This window comes from Desulfosarcina sp. (genome assembly GCF_055467485.1).
On record NZ_JBUOIV010000054.1, the window covers coordinates 15,771 to 34,805 of the forward strand.

Here is a 19,035-nt window from a genome sequence, read left to right on the forward strand (position 1 = left end):
TGGACTTGCTAACCAATATGGAGGGTTATCATGATAAAATCTTTGAATATAATGGCGATGATAATGGCAGCGATGATGACGGCAGGCGTGGCCATGGCAGGAAGCGTGGATATCGGGCTGGGCCGAATGGATCAGGCGGAGTTCGACACCCTGAAACAAATGGTCAGCGGCAGCTATCTGCCGGCTGAATCGATAAGTACGGAAGTCCGTCAGGAGACACATGTGGCTGAATTCAACCAGACAGATGTGGATGACATCCGGCAGGCAATGGCGGCCGGCTACACCGGGCAGGATGCGAATGAAACTGTAGCCGATAGCGGCAGCGGCATGGTGGATATTGGCACCGGTGAAATGGCAACCAGTGAATTTTGCGACCTGAACAAACTGGTGGCCAGCAACACCGCGACCAACCCGGAGGGCGGTTTCGATTTCATCTGCCCGTAAGTGCGTGCAGATCGTTTACCGTTCGGCACGACGCAATACCAATTACCTGCGCTCATTCACGCGGTACAATCCCGATAATAAGGCCTGTTAGCACACGTTGATCGTGCTGCGCAGGCCTTTTCTTTTCAGGTCTCGGGCAGACAGCTGCCTGATTAAAGCCCCCTACCTCGGGTTGACACCCAACAAACATGAATAAAAGTTCATTTTTTACTTGACAACATAACCGCCCGGCCATATGGTTCACTTGAAACTTGAACAATTCGTCATGTTCATATACTTCAGCAAAACCAAAAGGAGGGCACGATGAAAAAATTAACCTTAGCAGTCTCCATCATGGCAGTAGTGGCAGTCAGCCCGGTGTCGGCAGATATGGTGGACATCGGAACGGGCCAGATGGACAATTCTGAATTTATCGCCTTGAAAGCGATGGTACAGGGGCGGCACACAGCCTACGCGCCAGCCGTTTCCCCCTCGCGCGAACGCACCGAGCGATACGGGATGGTAGAAATGGCCCGAGCAGACTATCAAGCCCTTCGCGACAAAGTGGCAGGTCGCAGCACCGTCGTCGATGCGAGGCCGGTGGCCAAACCGGTCCAGATGGTCAATATCGGCACAGGCGAAATGCCCATGGATGAATTCATCGCTTTGAAAAACATGGTCGAGGACAGGCAACTCTTCAGGGTGGATCACCTGACAGCATCGCTTCCGTAACATTTCCAAAATGGGCGCCGATCAGTTAAATACGTCCGGCAAATACGTCCGGGCGAACTTGCCATTACACAAACGGCCACCTCGTTGAAACATCGGGGCGGCCGTTTTTATGTCCCACGGTCGATTTCGGCCAGCCACGGACTGGATGAAAAAACAGGACGCCACGTCGACCCGCAATGCAACATGCGTGGCGACCTGCATTCGGTCAAACGGCAGGGCACGAAAAATAACAAATCGAAATATTTCAGGAAATGTCCGTTGGATGCCCAGAAAGGGCCTCTTGTCGAGGCCTGCGACGATCCCAACTGACGCGCCGGTCTTTTCCACTGCGACGCTCAGGGATATGAACGGCGTAAGTAAACTGACGCCGGTCTACCCCGGAACGCCTTCCGCCGTTGTCTTGAACCGCCGTTGTTTTCATCTGGATTCAGTTCGCCTCAAATTGCTGAAGAGTTAGGATGACCCTTCCCGGATATCATGGGATGGGCTCGCTATAGCGGCAGTGAGAAAAGGACATGAACAATATACTTCTTTTAAATTCATGCAAGAATCGCGCTATATCTCTAGTGCAAATTGAACCGATATGTATTTCAGATAGTTGTAACCATTGTCGATGAATATTACCACAGCGATGTGAAATTAATGATCGATTAAATAGGAAAACTTTTTCCACTAAGAAAAAATATTCTCAACAGCCACGAAGGCCTCATGAGATCGGTTGGATGACTGGCAGGGTAAAACAATCGATCAGGATGCTTTTGCGGGGGACGATGCCGATTGGTTCTCGGAATCCAGCATCATTTTGCCGATTTTCTGGGAAAGGGCTTCGACCGTGTAAGGCTTGCAGATCATCTCGCTGCGGCTGTGGGCCAGTATGTCGCTGGTTCCCACGGCATCGCTGAACCCGGTAGACAGCAGGATCGGCGTGTTCGGAAAGAGACCGCGGATGTGGCCATAAAGCTCCCGACCGCCCATGCCGGGCATGATCATATCGAGAATCACCAGATCGAATGAACTGGGCTCGCGGGATAGACACGCCAGGGCGTCCGAACCATTATCCGTCGCCGTGACACTGTATCCGAGGCCCTCTAAGAGCGCGGTCCCCGCCTGCAGCAATTCACGCTCATCATCGACCAGCAGGATGCGGCCCTTTCCCATTTGAATGCGGGGCAGATGCGCAGGTGCCTGACAGGCGTCCGATGCTGCCTGAAAATACAAGTGAAACGTGGTTCCCTCTCCCGGTTTTGAGGCGACTGTGATGGCGCCCTTATGGTTTTTTACCACACCATATACCGAAGCCAGACCCAGGCCGGTACCCCGGCCCATCTCCTTGGTCGTAAAAAAGGGTTCGAATATCCGTTCCTGTGTCTTTTCATCCATGCCGGTGCCGGTATCGGTGATCTGCAGGTGAACGTAATCCCCGGGAGCCAGTTCCATGGTTTGCTTGATGACAGGAGATATGGCCTTCAAATCGGTGATAACGGTCAACTCACCACCATCCGGCATGGCATCTGACGCATTGACCAGCAGATTCAGCAACACCAGTTCCATTTGCCCCTGGTCGGCATAAACGCGCGGCAGATCCTGGAGGAGATCGAGATGGATGGTCAGTTGTTTACGGGTCCGGCCGAATGCGCTCAGGGTCTCCTTGATGAGCTGGTTCAGACAAAGCAGCGTCGGACGGTATTTTCCTTTGCGTGCGTATCCTAAAAGCTGGTGGGTCAACGATGCCCCGGTCTGGATTTGCCGCTCGATTCTGTCGAGCCGCTCCGAACAAGATTTACCCGCGCCGGTTTCCATTCTGACCAGGGAAATGTTTGCCTGTATGCCCATCAGCAGGTTGTTGAAATCGTGTGCAACGCCTCCTGCCAACGTACCGATGGCCTCCATTTTCTGAGATTGAAAAAGCTGGGCCTGCAATTCGCGTTCCCCGGTCAGGTCTTTCAACAGGCAGATGATGTTGCATATTTCCCCTTCGGTATCCAGGTTCGGCGATGCGCTGACACTGAAAAAACGCCGAGATCCGTCCGCGTGCAGCAACTTGATGGGAAAACCCGATAATATTGCCCTTTCGACGCTGACTTTTCGGAATGCGTCGGCATAGTCTTGAAGGTGGTATGGCAGGATGAATTCTGAATAATGGCGGCCAACCACATTTTCCCGCGGATGGCCAAGAATGTTTGTCCATTCCGGATTGACATAGGTAAATACGCCCTGAGGGTCCATGGTGCAGATGACAATGGGCGCATTTTCGCTCAATGATTTGAACTGCTGCTCGCTGTCAGCCAAGGCCAGCTGCGTGTTGCGATATTCCGAAATATCACGCAGCACCACGAGATACCCGAATAGATAGTTGCCATGTTTCAGCGGCGTTCCGACAAGATCGAAATAGCGTTCCTGGTTGTCCTTTCGCAGACAAACTTGCTGCCGCAACCCTTTCTTTCCGATAAACTCGACCATGTCGGGCCAACCGGGAATCAGCCGATCCGCGGTCGGGGCGGTCCTATGGTTGCCACTCTGTCCGGTCAGCCGGGCGGCTGCGGGATTCAAATCCAGAACCCGCTGATGCCGGTCAAAGACAAATACCGCATCCTGCATGTTGTTAAGCATCACGTCGTAGGCGATGGGAACGACATCCAACAGCCGGTAGCGAAAGACACCCCACCCGAAAGCAATGCCGCTGACGGTGAACACGACGGGCGTTAGATCAAAATCCGAAAACACGGGCATATGGAAAATGTACATGGCATTGCCGATCCAAGGGACGGAGACGCCAATCAGCAGGGAAATGACCTGTCCCTTATACCGGGCGGGGGTGGTAATCATCGACCGGACAAGCAGGATCGTACCTATCAGCATGAGAAAATAGCAGTACCCCGTATGGATCCAGAACCCGGGGCCAAAATGCCGGTAAAGAAGATCGAACGGTTCAACGTGGACGATCTCCGCCCCGGTAAAAACCCAGCCGTGGAATTCATTGGTCCAGACAAGGGCCACGATGAGCAGGGGAACGGACAGAATCAGTGCCTTTCGAAAAGGGTTGATCAGATTGTCGCGACGGGTATATCTAAGGACAACCCCCAACAGCGCCGGCGGGACCGATACGATGCAGAAAAACTGCATATTGGCCCAGAAGACTTTTTCGGGAAGGGCGTAAGCGGCCAGCTCGAATATATGCATGGCCGACCACAGGGAGACCGCCAGCATCAAGATCGTGAAGGATCGCGTGTGGATAGTGGTCGTGGTTTTCCAGGCCGTACCGGCCAGCGCAAGTGAAATAACCGATGCGGCAACCAGTGAAATCGTATAAGGGTGGGTCATCCAGTGCATGAATCGCTCCGCAAGAGATTAGAAATAGAGGCCAGGCTGATAATAGTCGATCCGATGCCGGTTGATTTATAATGAGTCACCGCCGCGTTTGTCAATCCGCCCGTGGAAAACGGGTGCCGACAGCAGCTGGTCGATCAATTGTGACAAAGATTGCCCACATATCTTTTTAACAAAAAAACATTAAGTTACATTATATCGAATGGATTGCCGGGTCATTCGGAATCGTGATCGAAAAGATAGCCGACGGATCGAAGGCTCTTAAAATAGACCGGGCTTCTGGGATCGGGCTCGAAATATTTGCGGAACCGGACAATAAAGTTGTCCACTGTGCGCGTGGTGGTTTTCCTGGAATACCCCCAACCGATCTGCAACAGTTTGTCACGGGAAAGCGGCTTGCCGCGATTGGCGATAAACAGTTTGAGGACCTTGGATTCCTGTTCGGTAAGAGAAATCTGGCCCATACAGCAGCTTGCGGTATTGGTTTGGAAATCGATGCAATTGTCGCCAAATCGATAGGTGTCGAAGGATGGGAGGACCGAACCGCCGTTTTCCTGATTCCAGCCGACGCGTTTGAGCAGACGCTCGACACGAAGAAGCAGCTCTTCCAGGTTGAACGGTTTGGCCAGGTAATCGTCCACACCGAAGGCCAGTCCCTTGATCCGGTCATCCGGATCGCCTTTGGCTGAAAGAATCAAGATAGGCAGCCGCTCGTCTTCCAACCGGATGCTCTGAAGGATGGAGAGCCCGTCTATGCCCGGCAGCATGATGTCCAGGATAACCAGATCCGGTCCGATCTCTTTCCATTTATTCAGGCCGGCCACGCCGTCCGGAGCGATTGCCACCTCGTACCCCTGAAGCGTCAGGTTCAGTTGGATACCTTCGGCGATATGCCGATCATCTTCGATGATGAGAATACGCTTTTTATGGGTTTCCATAATGGCTGCTCCTGTTGGGATAACTATTCCAGGGCCGGCAGAATCAAGGTAAAGGTCGAGCCTTTGCCCCGCCCCGGGCTTTCGGCCAGCACCCTTCCCTTATGGAGACGGGCGATGTTTTGCACCAGATGCAGACCCAACCCGCTGCCCTTGGCCGTCATATCGTCCGATCGGCCGATCTGGTAAAATTTACGGAAAATCTTTTTCATCTCTTTGTGTTCGAAACCGATACCGTTGTCTGTAAACCGGATGTACGTCCGTTGGCGCTTGGGCTCGATGAAGATGTCGACTTGCGGCATTTCTGCGGCATTGTATTTGATGGCATTGGTCAAGAGATTCATCAAGAGCATTTCAAACAGGTTCCGGTTGATTCGCTGATAAACGGGCACGGTGTCCGGGCCGTGGACGGCAATCCGGCACTCTTCGAAGAGGTGGGCGTTTTCCTCCAGAAACTGGTTCACCGTTTTGACCATATCACAGACAACGAATTCGCCCATGTAGCTTTTGCTTTCCAGCTTGGCCAGGTTCAGCATACGGTTGATATTCTGGGTCAGGCGATCCACGTCGATGAGCATATACCCGATGTATTTCAGCTGATCGTCCCTCGACAGTTCGTACCGTGAGAAGGTCTGCAGGTAAAGCTGAAGGGAGGTCACCGGTGTCTTGAGTTCATGGGTGAAGTTGTTGATAAAATTGTTCTGCATCCGGTACAGCTGCATGGTCTTCTGGCTGAACACGAAAATGATGAAAATGCCCAGCAATATGATGCCGATCAGTATGCTCAGGACAAGAATCACCACCCATGTGTCGGCGGCAAACACCTGATCCTGCTCGATGTTGAACCGTACCATGGCCGAGCGCAGACCGCTGCTGGCCTCAATATACCAGTAGATATAGAGAAAAAGCGAAACCACCAGGGCCGTGACGGAGAAGATGAACACCAGTATGGGATGGAAAAGCCACTTCACCTGCTTCATGGGTTGCGGTGAGTCCTTTGCTTGAAATGACGCGATGGCGGCGGCCCGAACCATTCCGTGCATGGCCGGTATCGGTTCGCATGCGTCCGGAGATGGCAGCTTCCGGACGGGCACGATTGAGCAATACTACCGGTTTTCGATGTACATTTCAATGCGGGAGCAACACCGCAACAGGAAATTTCCTTGACCGGTCCGCATCCCCATATTAAGTTATAATCATATTTTCCTTCCTGATTAGTTGTGCCCGATCATCGATGGTTAACGTTCCGCTTCCAGTGAACCGTGTTGCCTGGTGGGCCGCTGCTGCCTTTATTAATCTTTCGGACATGGGAGCATCCGTTGAAATGAACCTGTCGTTTCAACGGGTTTTCGTTTTACTAACCGGAAACCAAAAAGGGGGAAATCATGAGCGAGAGTGTCTACAAAGTCATCGAATTGGTAGGAACCAGCACCTCGTCCTGGGAGGATGCGGCCAAAAATGCGGTGGAGACCGCGTCCAAGTCGTTAAAGGATCTGCGGGTGGCGGAAATTTCCAAGCTGGATATGAAGGTGGAAGGAGGCAAGGTCACCGCTTTTCGCTCACGGGTGAAGCTCTCTTTCAAATATGCCACGTAATATTTGCCGGATTGGCAACCATTCGGCCAGGCTGCCCGATAGCGGGCAGCCTGGCTTCGCCTTGTCAGGCTATCCCATGGCCCGCGACATCAGATCGCCGACCATTTTGGAAAAGCGCGCAGGATTGTCGAGCTTTCCGCCCTCGCTGACCACGGCCATGTCAAATAAAAGCTGGCTGTAGTCTTTCAACTCGGGATTGTCCCGGTCATTCTCGAAGAGGGTCTTGATCTTCTCCACCACCGGGTGATCCATGTTCAATTCAAGGACTCGCTTGACTTCGTTCGGTTTCTGCCCGGATGCCTTGAGCAGTTTTTCCATATAGGCGCTCATGTCCCAGGTGTCACCAGAGAGGCAGGACACTGAGTCTTTGAGCCGCGACGAGGGCTTGACCTCCTTGATCTTGTCCTCCAGGTGCCCCTTGATAAAGCCGAACAGCGCATTAAAGGCTTCCTTTTTGGTCTCGTCCACCGTGTCCAGGTCCAGGTCACCTTTTTCGGCGCTCTTCAAGGGCTTGCCGTCATACTCGGTCAATGACTGCACCACCCACTCGTCCACCGGATCCGTCATCAACAGCACTTCAAAGTCCTTCTCTTTGAGGCGCTCGAGGTGGGGGCTGTTGACCAGGGCGGACAGCTTGTCGCCGGTGATGTAAAAAATCTCCTTCTGATCGGCCTTCATGTTTTTCACGTAATCGTCCAACGATACCCATGCGTCTTCGGATTTGGTGGTCTTGTAGCGGATCAGGGTGGCGATCTTGTCTTTGCTGGCCGGATCGGTGTGAACCCCCTCCTTCAGCACGGCGCCGAATTCGTCGTACAATTGATTGTATTTCTCCACATCCATCTTGCCCAGCAGGTCGAACAGTTTCTTCACTAAATTCTTGCGGATATTCAGCACCAGCCGGTCCTGCTGCAGGATTTCGCGGCTGACGTTCAGGTTGAGATCCGAAGCATCCACCACGCCTTTGACGAACCGGAAATAATCGGGCATCAGCTCCTTGCAGTCGTCCATGATGAACACCCGCTTGGAATAAAGGTGGATGCCGTGGCGGCGCTCGGGTGTAAACAGGTCGAAGGGGGCCTTGGAGGGGATATAGAGCAGGGCATCGTACTCGGTGGTCCCCTCGAACTTGAGATGGAGCCGCTCCATGGGCGGGTTCCAGTCGTGGCTCAAATGCTTGTAGAACTCTTCGTATTCTTCGTCCTTGACGTCGTTTGAATTGCGCGCCCAGATGGCCTTCATGGAGTTGAGCGTCTCTTCGCGCATCACCTTGCGCGTGGTGGCGCCGATGGGCTTGCCATCCTTGTCCTTGATCACCTCTTCATCGGGCAGCGGTTCGTCGCGCTCGACCTCCATGGTAATCGGATAACCCACGAAATCGGAATGCTGCTTGACGATGCTGCGGATGGTCCACTGGTCGGTAAAATCCTTCTCGTCCTTCTCCTTTTTTTTCAGCGCCAGGGTGATCGTCGTGCCCCGGGAGGCTTTCTCGGTCTCTTCGATGGTGTAAGATCCGTCTCCGGACGAGACCCATTTGACTGCCTTGTTCGCATCCACGCCGGCGGAGCGGGTCACCAGGGTAATTTTATCGGCCACCATGAAAGCACTGTAAAAACCCACGCCGAACTGCCCGATCAACTCCGGTATCAGTGTCTCCTGGCCTTTGGCCTGCTCGAGGGCTTCCATGAAGCTGGCGGTGCCGCTCTTGGCGATGGTGCCGATATTTTCCATGACCTCATCGTAGGTCATGCCGATGCCGTTGTCCGAAATTTCGAAGGTCTGCTTGATAGCATCGGGTTTGAGCTGAATCTTGAACTCGTTGTCTTCACCCAGGATGCCGGGTTCGGTTTCAGCCTTGTATCGGACTTTATCAATGGCGTCCGATGCATTGGATATCAATTCCCGCAGAAAAATGTCCTTGTTGGAGTAGAGGGAGTTGATAATCAGGTTGAGGATCTGCTGCACTTCGGTCTTGAACTGATGGGTTTCCTGCTTGGCTTCCATTGGCTCTCCTGCATCTTCGTTATCAAGCTTTTATCAATGGTTATAATTAGTTCGACGGTCGACGATGAACAATTATGGGCGTGATTTGCCGTTTGTCAAGGCAGGAAAAACGGTTTAACCGATAAAAACCAGCCGGTTCCCCAATGCCCACCGACAGCTGTTTCGATCCGAGAAAAAAAGAGCCGCAGAAAAATGGCTGCGACCTACAAGGGTGTGGTTCAAAAACAAAAACGCATGATACCCTATAAATTTTAGTGGGTTATTGCTTTTTTGCCGAAGCCCTGCACCAGGGTTCAAAATATTGAACTTCATGGAAATAATTGTTTTTTACAATAAATATTAATATGTTATACCGTGATATGCCCAAAACCGGGTTTATGATTTTGAACCTTTCGCATCGTGATCCGGCGCTTGATCTCTCTGGGAAACAGGCGACAACGACCCAGAAAAAACAACAGGTGTTTAATTTTATTAATTTTTAGCACCGATCAATTATTTTTTCGCCCTAAAAACTAAATTTGGCAAGATGTTTGCTTTTCCTTAATTTCAACCTAATAATTTTCATCTGTTCTCCTCCTTAACGGTTAATCGGCTTCATCCCGATTAACCGTTTCCTTTTTGGGCCCTCGAAATAAAATTGCAAAATTCCAACCAACCGGCTAAAATTGCGCTCAACTCATGAAGCGATCCAATAGATTCCTTGTGAACCAGGGGGACCCCGGTCCGAAATAAATTCACCCGGTGTGAAATCATTGATGACCGGAACCCCGACCCTGCCCCGGAACGATTGGCTCATTGTAAAAACGCTGGATCGCTTCCATTTCTTCGTCGCTCGCATTAAGCAGGAATCGTTGCCGTCCTTTGGCAGAACCCCGTCGTGGTGGTAAAGGGCCGTAAGGTTACGGCAGGTTCTACCGGTCGCCATTTCTCCGTCAACCACAAAACAGCTCGGCCAATTGGCAACACATGGAGGTGGGAATGAAAACCAAAAAATGGGTCTTTGGCTTTGACGAACTGGATGCCGTAAAAAAGCATGTGGGCGAGGATGCAGATGCCGTTCGGGGGCTGCTGGGCGGCAAAGGGGCAAACCTGGCTGAAATGGTTCGCATCGGATTACCGGTTCCCCACGGATTTACTGTGTCCACCGAGGCCTGCAATGCCTTCCTCAAGTCCGGCGGAACCTTTCCCAAGGGTATGTGGGACCAGGTCCTGTCAGCACTTCAAACAGTTGAAGCCAAGACGGAAAAGCGCTTTGGCAGCGACGAGAATCCCCTGCTGGTCTCCTGCCGGTCCGGTGCCAAGTTTTCCATGCCGGGAATGATGGATACGGTGCTCAACATCGGCCTCAACGACCAGACGGTGGCGGCCATGATCCGCCTCACCGACGATCCCCGTTTCGTATACGATGCCTACCGGCGACTGATCCAGATGTTCGGCAGTGTCGTTATGGGGATCGACGACGAACCGTTCGAAGCGGTGATCACGGCCGCCCGCAGGGCTGCCGGCGTTGAAAAGGATACCGAGCTGTCGGCAGACGACTGGCAAAAGGTGACCGAACAGTTTAAAGCCTTGTACCGCCGTCACACGACCCACGACTTTCCGGTGGATCCATTCAAGCAGCTCAAAATGGCCACCGAGGCAGTGTTTAAAAGCTGGAACGGCAAGCGGGCAGTGGATTATCGCACGGCAGCCGGCATCGATCACAGCCTGGGCACGGCAGTCAGCATCGTCACCATGGTTTTCGGCAACATGGGCGATGACTGCGCCACCGGTGTGGCCATGACCCGCAACGGTTCCACCGGGGAAAACCATCTGGAAGGCGACTACCTGACCAATGCCCAGGGCGAGGATGTGGTAGCCGGCATCCGCATGACCCGGGACATTTCCCTTTTGAAGGAGGAGATGCCTGCGGCCTACACCGAATTCGAACGCATCGCCGGCCTGCTCGAAAAACACTACCGGGAAATGCAGGATATGGAGTTTACCATCGAGAAAGGCAAACTGTGGATGCTCCAGACCCGCGACGGCAAGCGAACGGCCCAGGCGGCGGTTCGAATTGCCGTTGAGATGGCCGAAGATGGATTGATCGATCGACAGACGGCGGTGCTGCGGATCAAACCGGAACAAGTGGACTTTTTCCTTCACCCGCAGTTCGACCCCAAGGCCACCGCCGGTGGCAAACTGCTGGCCCGGGGCCTCAACGTCTCCCCGGGAGCGGCCGTGGGACAGGTGGCCTTCGATGCCGACATGGCCGAAGCCTGGGCCAAAAACGACGGGAAATCAGTGATCATGGCCCGCCCGGAGACCAAACCCGACGACGTGCACGGCATGCTGGCTGCCCAGGGCATTCTCACCAGCCGCGGCGGCCGCACCAGCCATGCGGCCCTGGTGGCCAGGCAATTCGGCAAACCGGCAGTGGTAGGCGCCTCGGCAATCACCATCGACCTGACCAACCGACTGATGACCATCGGCAGCCAGACCATCCACGAAGGCCAGTGGATTTCCATCGACGGGACTACCGGTGTGCTATATGAAGGCAAGCTGGATACCATGGTCCCGGACATCAAAGACCCGTGGTTGATCAAACTGCTCTCCTGGGCAGACGAATTCAGAACCCTGGGGGTGTGGGCCAACGCCGATTACCCCCGTGACGCCAGCCGGGCATTGGAGTATGGTGCCCAGGGCATCGGCCTGTGCCGGTCCGAGCACATGTTCTTCGAAACCGACCGGCTGCCCCACTTTCAGCGGATGATTTTGACCGACTACCCCGTGGAGCGCAAAGAGGCCCTGGCCGCCCTGCTGCCGTTCCAGCGGCAGGATTTTGCCGGCCTGTTCCGGGTCATGAAGGGCCGGCCGGTGATCATCCGCCTGATCGATCCGCCGCTGCACGAATTCCTGCCGGACCTGGTTGAGCTGGTATCCGAGTTGGCCGACCTGAAAATCCGGCTCAAGCACGCAACGGACATGGCCGCCATCGATGCGCTGCTTGCGGAAATCCGCCAGAAGGAACAGCTGCGCAAGCGGGCCCAGAGCCTGCGGGAGGCCAACCCCATGCTGGGCCTGCGGGGGGTTCGACTGGGCATTTACATACCGGAACTGACCACCATGCAGGTACGGGCCATCTTCGAAGCCGCCTGCCTGGTGGTGAAAGAGGGCATCGACGTGCACCCGGAGGTGATGATCCCGCTCACCAGCCACGTCAACGAACTGGTCCGCCAGCGCTCGGTGCTGGAGGCCGAGGCCAGGGCCGTCATGACCGAGAATGGAATGGAGATCGCCTATAAGTTCGGCACCATGATCGAGCTGCCCCGTGCCGCCCTCACGGCCGACCGGATCGCCGAGCATGCGGAATTCTTCTCTTTCGGCACCAATGACCTGACCCAGACCACCTTCGGCATCTCACGGGACGACGCGGAAACCGGGTTTCTCATCGAATACATGGAATCCGGCATCCTCCCCGCCAACCCCTTTGCCACGTTGGATCGGGACGGTGTGGGAGCGCTCATCGACATGGCCGTGCGGAGAGGCCGGGCCGCGAAACCGGATCTGGAATGCGGCATCTGCGGCGAACACGGCGGCGATCCCAAGTCGATCGCGCTGTGCCATGAACTGGGACTGACCTATGTTTCCTGCTCCCCCTTCCGGGTGCCTATCGCCAGGCTGGCGGCGGCCCATGCCGCCCTGCGTGACAAAATGAAAACAAGGGGCTGATGAGAAGATAAGTCTCCGCCATGATCCAGGAGGTGCCATGATCCGCGCAGGAACGATCGTCGTTGTCCTGTTCACGTTGTGTTTGGTTTTCAGCGGGAGTGTGGCCGCAGCAGTGTCAAAAGCACCGGACATTCCCGCATCTTTGGAGCCCTGGCGGGAATGGGTGCTTCACGACCAAGCGGATTGGTCATGCCCCACCCAATTTGACGACGGGACGATTCGACGCTGCTGGTGGCCGTCGAGGCTGACCGTAGATGTGGGAAGCCTGGGCGGCCTGTTCGAACAGCAGGTGATTGTATATGCCTCCACCTGGGTGACCCTTCCGGGCGACCAGGCCCACTGGCCCGAATCGGTATCCGACGGCAACCATGCGCTTCCCGTGGTGGACCGCGACGGTCGTCCGTCCATCTGGATGGAACCCGGGGAGTACCCGGTCAAAGGGGCCTTCGTCTGGAACGCGCTTCCGGAAGTTCTCCAGGTCCCGGCGTCCACAGGCATTCTGTCTTTGACCGTCGACGACCGGGAAATCGCCGACCCCGACCTTGATCCCAACGGCCACCTCCGACTGCACGGCCAAGGCGGAACCGCCCGGCGGGAAGACTCCATGACGGCCGACCTGTTCCGGCTGATCGAGGATGACATCCCCATGCGGCTGATCACCCGGATCCTGCTCGAGGTCTCCGGCCGGCCCCGCGAAATCCGCTTGGCCTCTCTGCTGCCCGACGGCGCCACGGCGATGAAAATCGACAGCCCGCTGCCCGCCCGCCTGACCCATACGGGCGACCTGCTGATCCAGGCCCGCCCCGGCCGCTGGGATGTCCGGGTGACGGTACGTCTGGAGGGTCCGGTGAAAAGCCTTTCCACGGGGGAGGGTCGCTACGGCGATGAGGTGTGGTCTTTCAAGGCCTTCAATGGGCTGCGCATGGTGAAGGTTCTGGGTGCGCCGACGATCGAGCCGTCGCGAACCCGCATGCCCGACGAGTGGAAAGGGTTTGCCGCCTACCAACTCAAACCCGGCGCCGCCCTCTCCTTCGAGGTTCTCCGCAGGGGCGACCCGGATCCGGCGCCGGATCAGCTGGACCTGGTGCGCACCTGGTGGCTGGATTTTGATGGGTCCGGGTTTACGATCCATGACCGCATCGGCGGCACGTTGAGCCGAACCTGGCACTTGTCCATGCCGGCGCCCATGGAATTGGGACGGGTGGCCGTGGATGGTCAGGATCAGCTGATCACTCTTCAGGGGGAGGGGCCCTCGCCCGGCGTCCAGCTGCGCCGCGGTCAACTGAACCTGGAGGCGGACAGCCGCCTGGCGCGAACGTCATCGATCGTTCCCGCCATCGGCTGGGATCACGATTTTAAAAGCCTGCGCGGCGTGCTTCACCTGCCCCCGGGCTGGACCCTGTTCTCCGCCGCCGGTGTGGATGTTCCTCCCGGGGCATGGCTCCAGCGCTGGACCCTGTTGGACTTTTTCCTGGTCCTGATCATCGCCGTCAGCGCCTATCAAATACGCAACCGGGCAACAGGCCTGCTGGCCCTGGCGACGCTGGTGCTGACATTCCACGAGCCGGGTGCACCGCAACAGGTGTGGCTTCACCTGCTGGCTGTGGCCGCGTTGTTGAAATACCTTCCCGATGGCTGGTTTAAGGCCGTCGTCAAGCTGTGGGGCGCCGGGGCGGTGGTTGCGCTGGTCGCCATCACGCTGCCATTCATGGTGCAGCAAGTCCGCACCGCCATCTATCCCCAGTTGGCCCAGGCAGGGGATGGACGCCATTACCAGTCGGCGGATACCGGTGTTGGCAGGACGCTTGAATCCCGGGTGGCGGCCACGCCTGAACCGGCTTCGGTCGGCAAACGGCTCCTCAAGGCCACGGACAAGATCCAGTTGGCCGAGGCGCAACCGGCACCCCGTCAGGCCCGCTTGCTCTCGGATCCCGACGCCCTGATACAGACCGGTCCCGGACTGCCGGCGTGGCAGTGGCGATCCGTCCAGCTTCGCTGGAACGGACCGGTGGACCGCACCCAGCAGATTCGCCTGTGGCTGGTTTCACCGGCCATGAACCTGATCCTTGGATTGGTCCGGGTGGCGCTGCTGGGTCTGCTGGTCGCAGCTTTTCTGGACCTACGCAACTGGCGCCGGCATCTGCCGGCACCGGTCGCCGCCGGTGGTTTCGCGCTGATTATCACGTTGGTTTTCATGGCGCCGGCCCAGTCGCTGCGGGCCGAACCTGCCGGGCAGGCCTTTCCGCCCCAACACCTGTTGGACGAACTCCGGCGGCGGGTGCTCGAACCGGCACCCTGCCTGCCCCACTGTGCCGACGTGAGCCGGCTGGAGCTGGCAGCCACCCCGGACCAGCTTCGCCTGATCATGCAGATGCACGCCCAGGTGGACACAGCAGTCCCCTTACCCGCCACCCTGGAAACCTGGCGACCAGACCGGATCATGCTTGACAATCAAATGGTGAAAAGCCTGGCTCGGGACGACCGGGGCACGCTGTGGATGGTTCTGCCGCAAGGGGTTCACCAGGTCAAGATGACCGGCCAGCCAGGTAATGCCGACGAGATTCGCATCACCTTTCCCATCGTCCCCCACGTCGGCACCTATGCGGGTGTCGGATGGCAGGCCCGGGGATTCGGACCGGACGGCACCATGGACGCCACGATTGCCCTGAGCCGCATGCAGGGCGACAGGGAATCGCCCACCGAATTGTCCAGGACCGATATTCCGGCCTTTTTCCATGTAACCCACACCCTGCACCTGGGTATCCGTTGGGAAGTGACCACACACATCCGCCGGCTTACCGAACCTGGAGTTCCTGCGCTGCTGTCCGTCCCGCTGATGGAAAATGCCTCGGTCACCACGCCCGGCATTCATGTGGACGAACAGGGTGCCCAGGTCTCGCTGGGCCCGGATGAAATGGAGACGCAGTATGCCACGACGATTCCCATTGCGCCGTCGATCCTGCTGACCGCTCCCACGGATGTACCCTGGACGGAAAGCTGGGTCCTGGATGCGGCGACGATGTGGCGCTGCAGCCTGTCCGGCCTGACCGCGGTGCACCACCAGGATGCCGGCCGCAATTGGCAGCCGCAATGGCGCCCGTGGCCGGGTGAACAGGTTCGCATCGACGTGGCCCGCCCCCAGGCGGTGACCGGACGGACGGTCACCGTGGACCGGTCGCTGCTGGCGCTGACTCCCGGGCAGCGGTTTTCACGGGCCATGCTGACCCTTGGCATCCGCTCCAGCAAAGGCGGGCACCATCAGGTCGAGCTGCCGGCGCAGGCCAACCTGCAGACGGTCACGATAGATGGCAAAACCCTGCCCATCCGCCAGGACGGCCAACTGGTAACCGTGCCGCTGGAACCGGGCAGCCAGACGGTAATCCTCGAGTGGAATCAGTTGATCGATTCGATGACCCGGGTCAAGGGCCCCCAGGTCGGCGTGGGCGATGCGGCCGTCAATGCGGAAGTGACTTTTTACATGCCCGACCATCGCTGGATCCTGCTGGCCGGCGGACCCAGGCTGGGACCGGCCGTCCTGTTCTGGAGCTACCTGATCGTGGTGATAGTTGTGGCGGTGGGCCTGGGGAAAACCGTGGTCACGCCCCTTCGCACTCATCACTGGCTGCTGCTGGGACTCGGTCTGACCCAGGTCCCGGCGGTGGTGGCCCTGCTGGTCGTGGGCTGGCTGATGGCCATGGGGATCCGCTGCCGCAAAGCACCTGAACAGGCCTTGGCTTTCAACGGCGTCCAGCTGCTGCTGGTCGTGCTGACCGCAGTGGCCCTGGCCGGTCTCTACACCGCCATCGAACGCGGCCTGCTGGGTATCCCGGACATGCAGATTGCCGGCAACCACTCCACGCGTTTTCAGCTGAACTGGACCCAGGACCGTATTGACACAATCATGCCCGCCCCATGGGTGGTGAGCCTGCCCCAGTGGGTCTACCACCTGCTCATGCTGGCCTGGTCCCTCTGGCTGGCCTTCAGCCTGGTGTCCTGGCTGCGCTGGGCCTGGGGATGCTTTTCCACCGGGCAGCTATGGAAACCCGTCAAGTGGCGCCGCAAACCCAGGCCGGCCAAGGGTGAGCCGGAATAGCGCTCGCGAAGCCCGTCGCTTGCGCCGAGGTTGGCGAGCGAACCGGAAACCGATTTTACTCCCTGCGCGGCCGAGCCGCACCGCCACCACCGGCTGAACCCTCCCCGCGGCGTGCCCCGGGGAGGGTTCGATAACTCACAAAACCGGCCGATACGCGTCGCCAAAATACAATTTTGCAATTTGTTTAGGCTTTCCCTTTTCTGTCGAAACCAGGTTAACCTATTCGTTTCATAATATATAAACGCTATTTCAGCCTTTGGCATGCATCGTGATTTACAAACCTGCCGGTACGCGCCGTACGGCTGCCGGGGTCAAGACCCACCCGAAGGCCGGGATGCGCATGGTGGAAGCCGGAACAGGGACCGGAGCGCACCGGATCGGCGGACAGGGTTCAGGTCAGGCGGGGCAGTGTGGCCCCGGCAAGACCTGCCCTCACCGGCTGTATCCGAGGCAGATTCTAAACGCAATTTATAAAAAAATTCATCTTGACAGATGGGCGCATTTATAATAAATGGTCTGACCATTCCGAAAGTCAATCCATCACTCTGCGGCCTTGTTGTTTCAGGCCCTCGTTAAAGCGTTGCATCGCTGATGTTCACCCAGGATCGAGCTGCTGATCGATGACCCATTTGTTCCGCGCCGCCAAACAGAACCGGATTTTCCAGGATGTGGTCGAACAGATCCAGGAAGCCATCATCGACGGCCAGTTGAAGGTGGGCGACCGGCTCCCCGCCGAGCGCGAACTCAAGGAGATGCTTCAAACCAGCCGCAGCACCTTGCGCGAGGCCCTGCGCGTGCTCGAACAAAAAGGGCTCATCGAAATCAAGCTCGGCATGGGCGGCGGCGCCGTGGTTAAAACGGTTACCTCGGATCTGGTTGCCGAAAGCCTGGACCTGCTGATTCGCTCCAACCAAGTGTCATTGGAGCACATCGCCGAATTCCGGGAGCGGGTGGAGGGCGATGTGGTCCGGCTGGCAACCGCACGCTTGAAAAAATCGGACATAGACGCGCTGGAAAAGCTCCTCGACAATGCCCGACGATGCCTGGCACGAGGCACCGAGGGCGTCCCTGATTTTCTGTCAGCCGATCAACGGATCCATCAGTACTTTGCCAAAATCACCGGCAACCCCATCTATATTTCCCTGTTTAAAACGATGCACAACAACATCCGACGCTATTTCGACGAGCTGCTTTTTAAGGAAGAGTCGGAGATGAAGGAAAATCTTCAGGATCTTGAAAGTGTGGTGGCGGCGATGAAAAAGGGGGATGCGGAGTCTGCCTGTACGGTCGCCCGGAACCACGTCAGACGATTCAATGAGTATATGCAGATGCATGAACGCGAAAAGGATGGCTGATGAAGGCGCACGCGGAGCCGATGGTGAACATCGCGTGGCCGGTCAGCAGTGGGCTTTTTTATTAAAACAGGATTAACGGGTCGGCATTATGGCACATCTGGAATTGGATAACATCACGGTAAGATTCGGCGGGCTGGTGGCCCTGTCCCAACTGAGTTTTTCGATCAACTCCGGCGAGATCGTGGGCCTCATCGGTCCCAACGGCGCCGGCAAGACCACGGTGTTCAATGTGCTCACCGGTGTCTACAAGGCCAGCAGCGGTAACGTGCGCTTCGAGGGCAAAAGCATCCTGGGCAAACGCCCCCATGAGATATTCGCCAAAGGCGTGGCCCGGACCTTTCAGAACATCCGCCTCTTTTCGGCCATGACCGCGGTTGAAAATGCCATGGTGGCCCGGCACTGCCGGTCCAAAAAAGGGGTGGTGGGCGCCATCTTCCGCACCCTTTCCCAGCGCAGGGAAGAGCGACACATACGCGGCAAGGCACTTGAAGCGCTCAAATTCATGGGCGTGGACAAGTATGCGGACACGGTGGCTTCCAACCTGCCTTACGGCCTGCAGCGGCGGCTCGAAATCGCCCGCGCGCTGGCCTCACAACCCAAGGTGATTTTGCTGGACGAACCGGCCGCCGGCATGAATCCGTCGGAAAGTTCGGCCCTGATGAAGGATATCTCCCGGATCTGCGAACTCGGGATCGACGTGCTCCTGGTGGAGCACGACATGAAAGTGGTCATGGGTGTGTGTCATCGTATTGTGTGCGTTGACCACGGGGTCAAGATTGCCGAAGGGACGCCGGAAGAGATCCAGTCCAGCCCCCAGGTGATCGAAGCATACCTGGGTCAACCGGCGAGTAAATAATCAT

General features: G+C 56.7%; 11 protein-coding genes. 7 read left to right on the forward strand and 4 right to left on the reverse strand.

Annotated features, from left to right (window positions below):
* The first annotated feature begins 30 nt into the window (after window positions 1-30).
* Together ACZCED_RS19695 and ACZCED_RS19700 are read left to right on the forward strand one after the other, a co-directional pair.
* Window positions 31-444, forward strand: a complete 414-nt coding sequence (locus tag ACZCED_RS19695) for a hypothetical protein (RefSeq protein ID WP_464861508.1) — start codon at window positions 31-33, stop codon at window positions 442-444.
* A 303-nt stretch (window positions 445-747) separates the two neighbouring features.
* Window positions 748-1,155 (forward strand): hypothetical protein, encoded by a 408-nt coding sequence (locus ACZCED_RS19700; protein WP_462968470.1) that lies wholly within the window; start codon window positions 748-750, stop codon window positions 1,153-1,155.
* A gap of 747 nt (window positions 1,156-1,902) precedes the next feature.
* Here the strand turns inward: ACZCED_RS19700 and ACZCED_RS19705 are convergent.
* From ACZCED_RS19705 to ACZCED_RS19715, 3 genes are all read right to left on the reverse strand, one after another.
* Entirely contained in the window at window positions 1,903-4,485 is a 2,583-nt protein-coding gene (locus ACZCED_RS19705; protein WP_464861509.1) for a histidine kinase N-terminal 7TM domain-containing protein, read from the reverse strand.
* A gap of 212 nt (window positions 4,486-4,697) precedes the next feature.
* Window positions 4,698-5,420 carry a response regulator transcription factor gene (locus ACZCED_RS19710; RefSeq protein ID WP_462968468.1) on the reverse strand — a complete coding sequence of 241 codons (723 nt, stop codon included), beginning with the start codon at window positions 5,418-5,420 and terminating at the stop codon, window positions 4,698-4,700.
* Between the two features lie 23 nt (window positions 5,421-5,443).
* Window positions 5,444-6,397 carry a sensor histidine kinase gene (locus ACZCED_RS19715; RefSeq protein WP_462968467.1) on the reverse strand — a complete coding sequence of 318 codons (954 nt, stop codon included), beginning with the start codon at window positions 6,395-6,397 and terminating at the stop codon, window positions 5,444-5,446.
* A gap of 405 nt (window positions 6,398-6,802) precedes the next feature.
* On the opposite strand from ACZCED_RS19715, the gene ACZCED_RS19720 reads away from it, so the two are divergent.
* Window positions 6,803-7,012, forward strand: a complete 210-nt coding sequence (locus ACZCED_RS19720) for a dodecin family protein (RefSeq protein ID WP_462968466.1) — start codon at window positions 6,803-6,805, stop codon at window positions 7,010-7,012.
* Window positions 7,013-7,081: 69 nt separating this feature from the next.
* Here the strand turns inward: ACZCED_RS19720 and htpG are convergent, their stop codons facing one another.
* Window positions 7,082-9,016, reverse strand: a complete 1,935-nt coding sequence (htpG, locus tag ACZCED_RS19725; RefSeq protein WP_462968465.1) for a molecular chaperone HtpG — start codon at window positions 9,014-9,016, stop codon at window positions 7,082-7,084.
* 978 nt (window positions 9,017-9,994) lie between these two features.
* Here htpG and ppdK point away from each other — a divergent pair.
* The 4 genes from ppdK (at window position 9,995) to ACZCED_RS19745 (ending at window position 19,031) form a co-directional block, all read left to right on the forward strand.
* The gene (gene ppdK / locus ACZCED_RS19730; protein ID WP_464861510.1) at window positions 9,995-12,727 is read left to right on the forward strand and encodes a pyruvate, phosphate dikinase; all 2,733 of its coding nucleotides are present in this window, start codon (window positions 9,995-9,997) and stop codon (window positions 12,725-12,727) included.
* Between the two features lie 37 nt (window positions 12,728-12,764).
* Complete coding sequence (locus ACZCED_RS19735) at window positions 12,765-16,820, forward strand: hypothetical protein (RefSeq protein WP_464861511.1); 4,056 nt, start codon at window positions 12,765-12,767, stop codon at window positions 16,818-16,820.
* A gap of 620 nt (window positions 16,821-17,440) precedes the next feature.
* On the forward strand, window positions 17,441-18,175 hold the full coding sequence (locus ACZCED_RS19740) for a FadR/GntR family transcriptional regulator (RefSeq protein ID WP_462970828.1): 735 nt from the start codon (window positions 17,441-17,443) through the stop codon (window positions 18,173-18,175).
* An 88-nt stretch (window positions 18,176-18,263) separates the two neighbouring features.
* The gene (locus ACZCED_RS19745) at window positions 18,264-19,031 is read left to right on the forward strand and encodes an ABC transporter ATP-binding protein (RefSeq protein ID WP_462970829.1); all 768 of its coding nucleotides are present in this window, start codon (window positions 18,264-18,266) and stop codon (window positions 19,029-19,031) included.
* The last annotated feature ends 4 nt before the right edge of the window (window positions 19,032-19,035 follow it).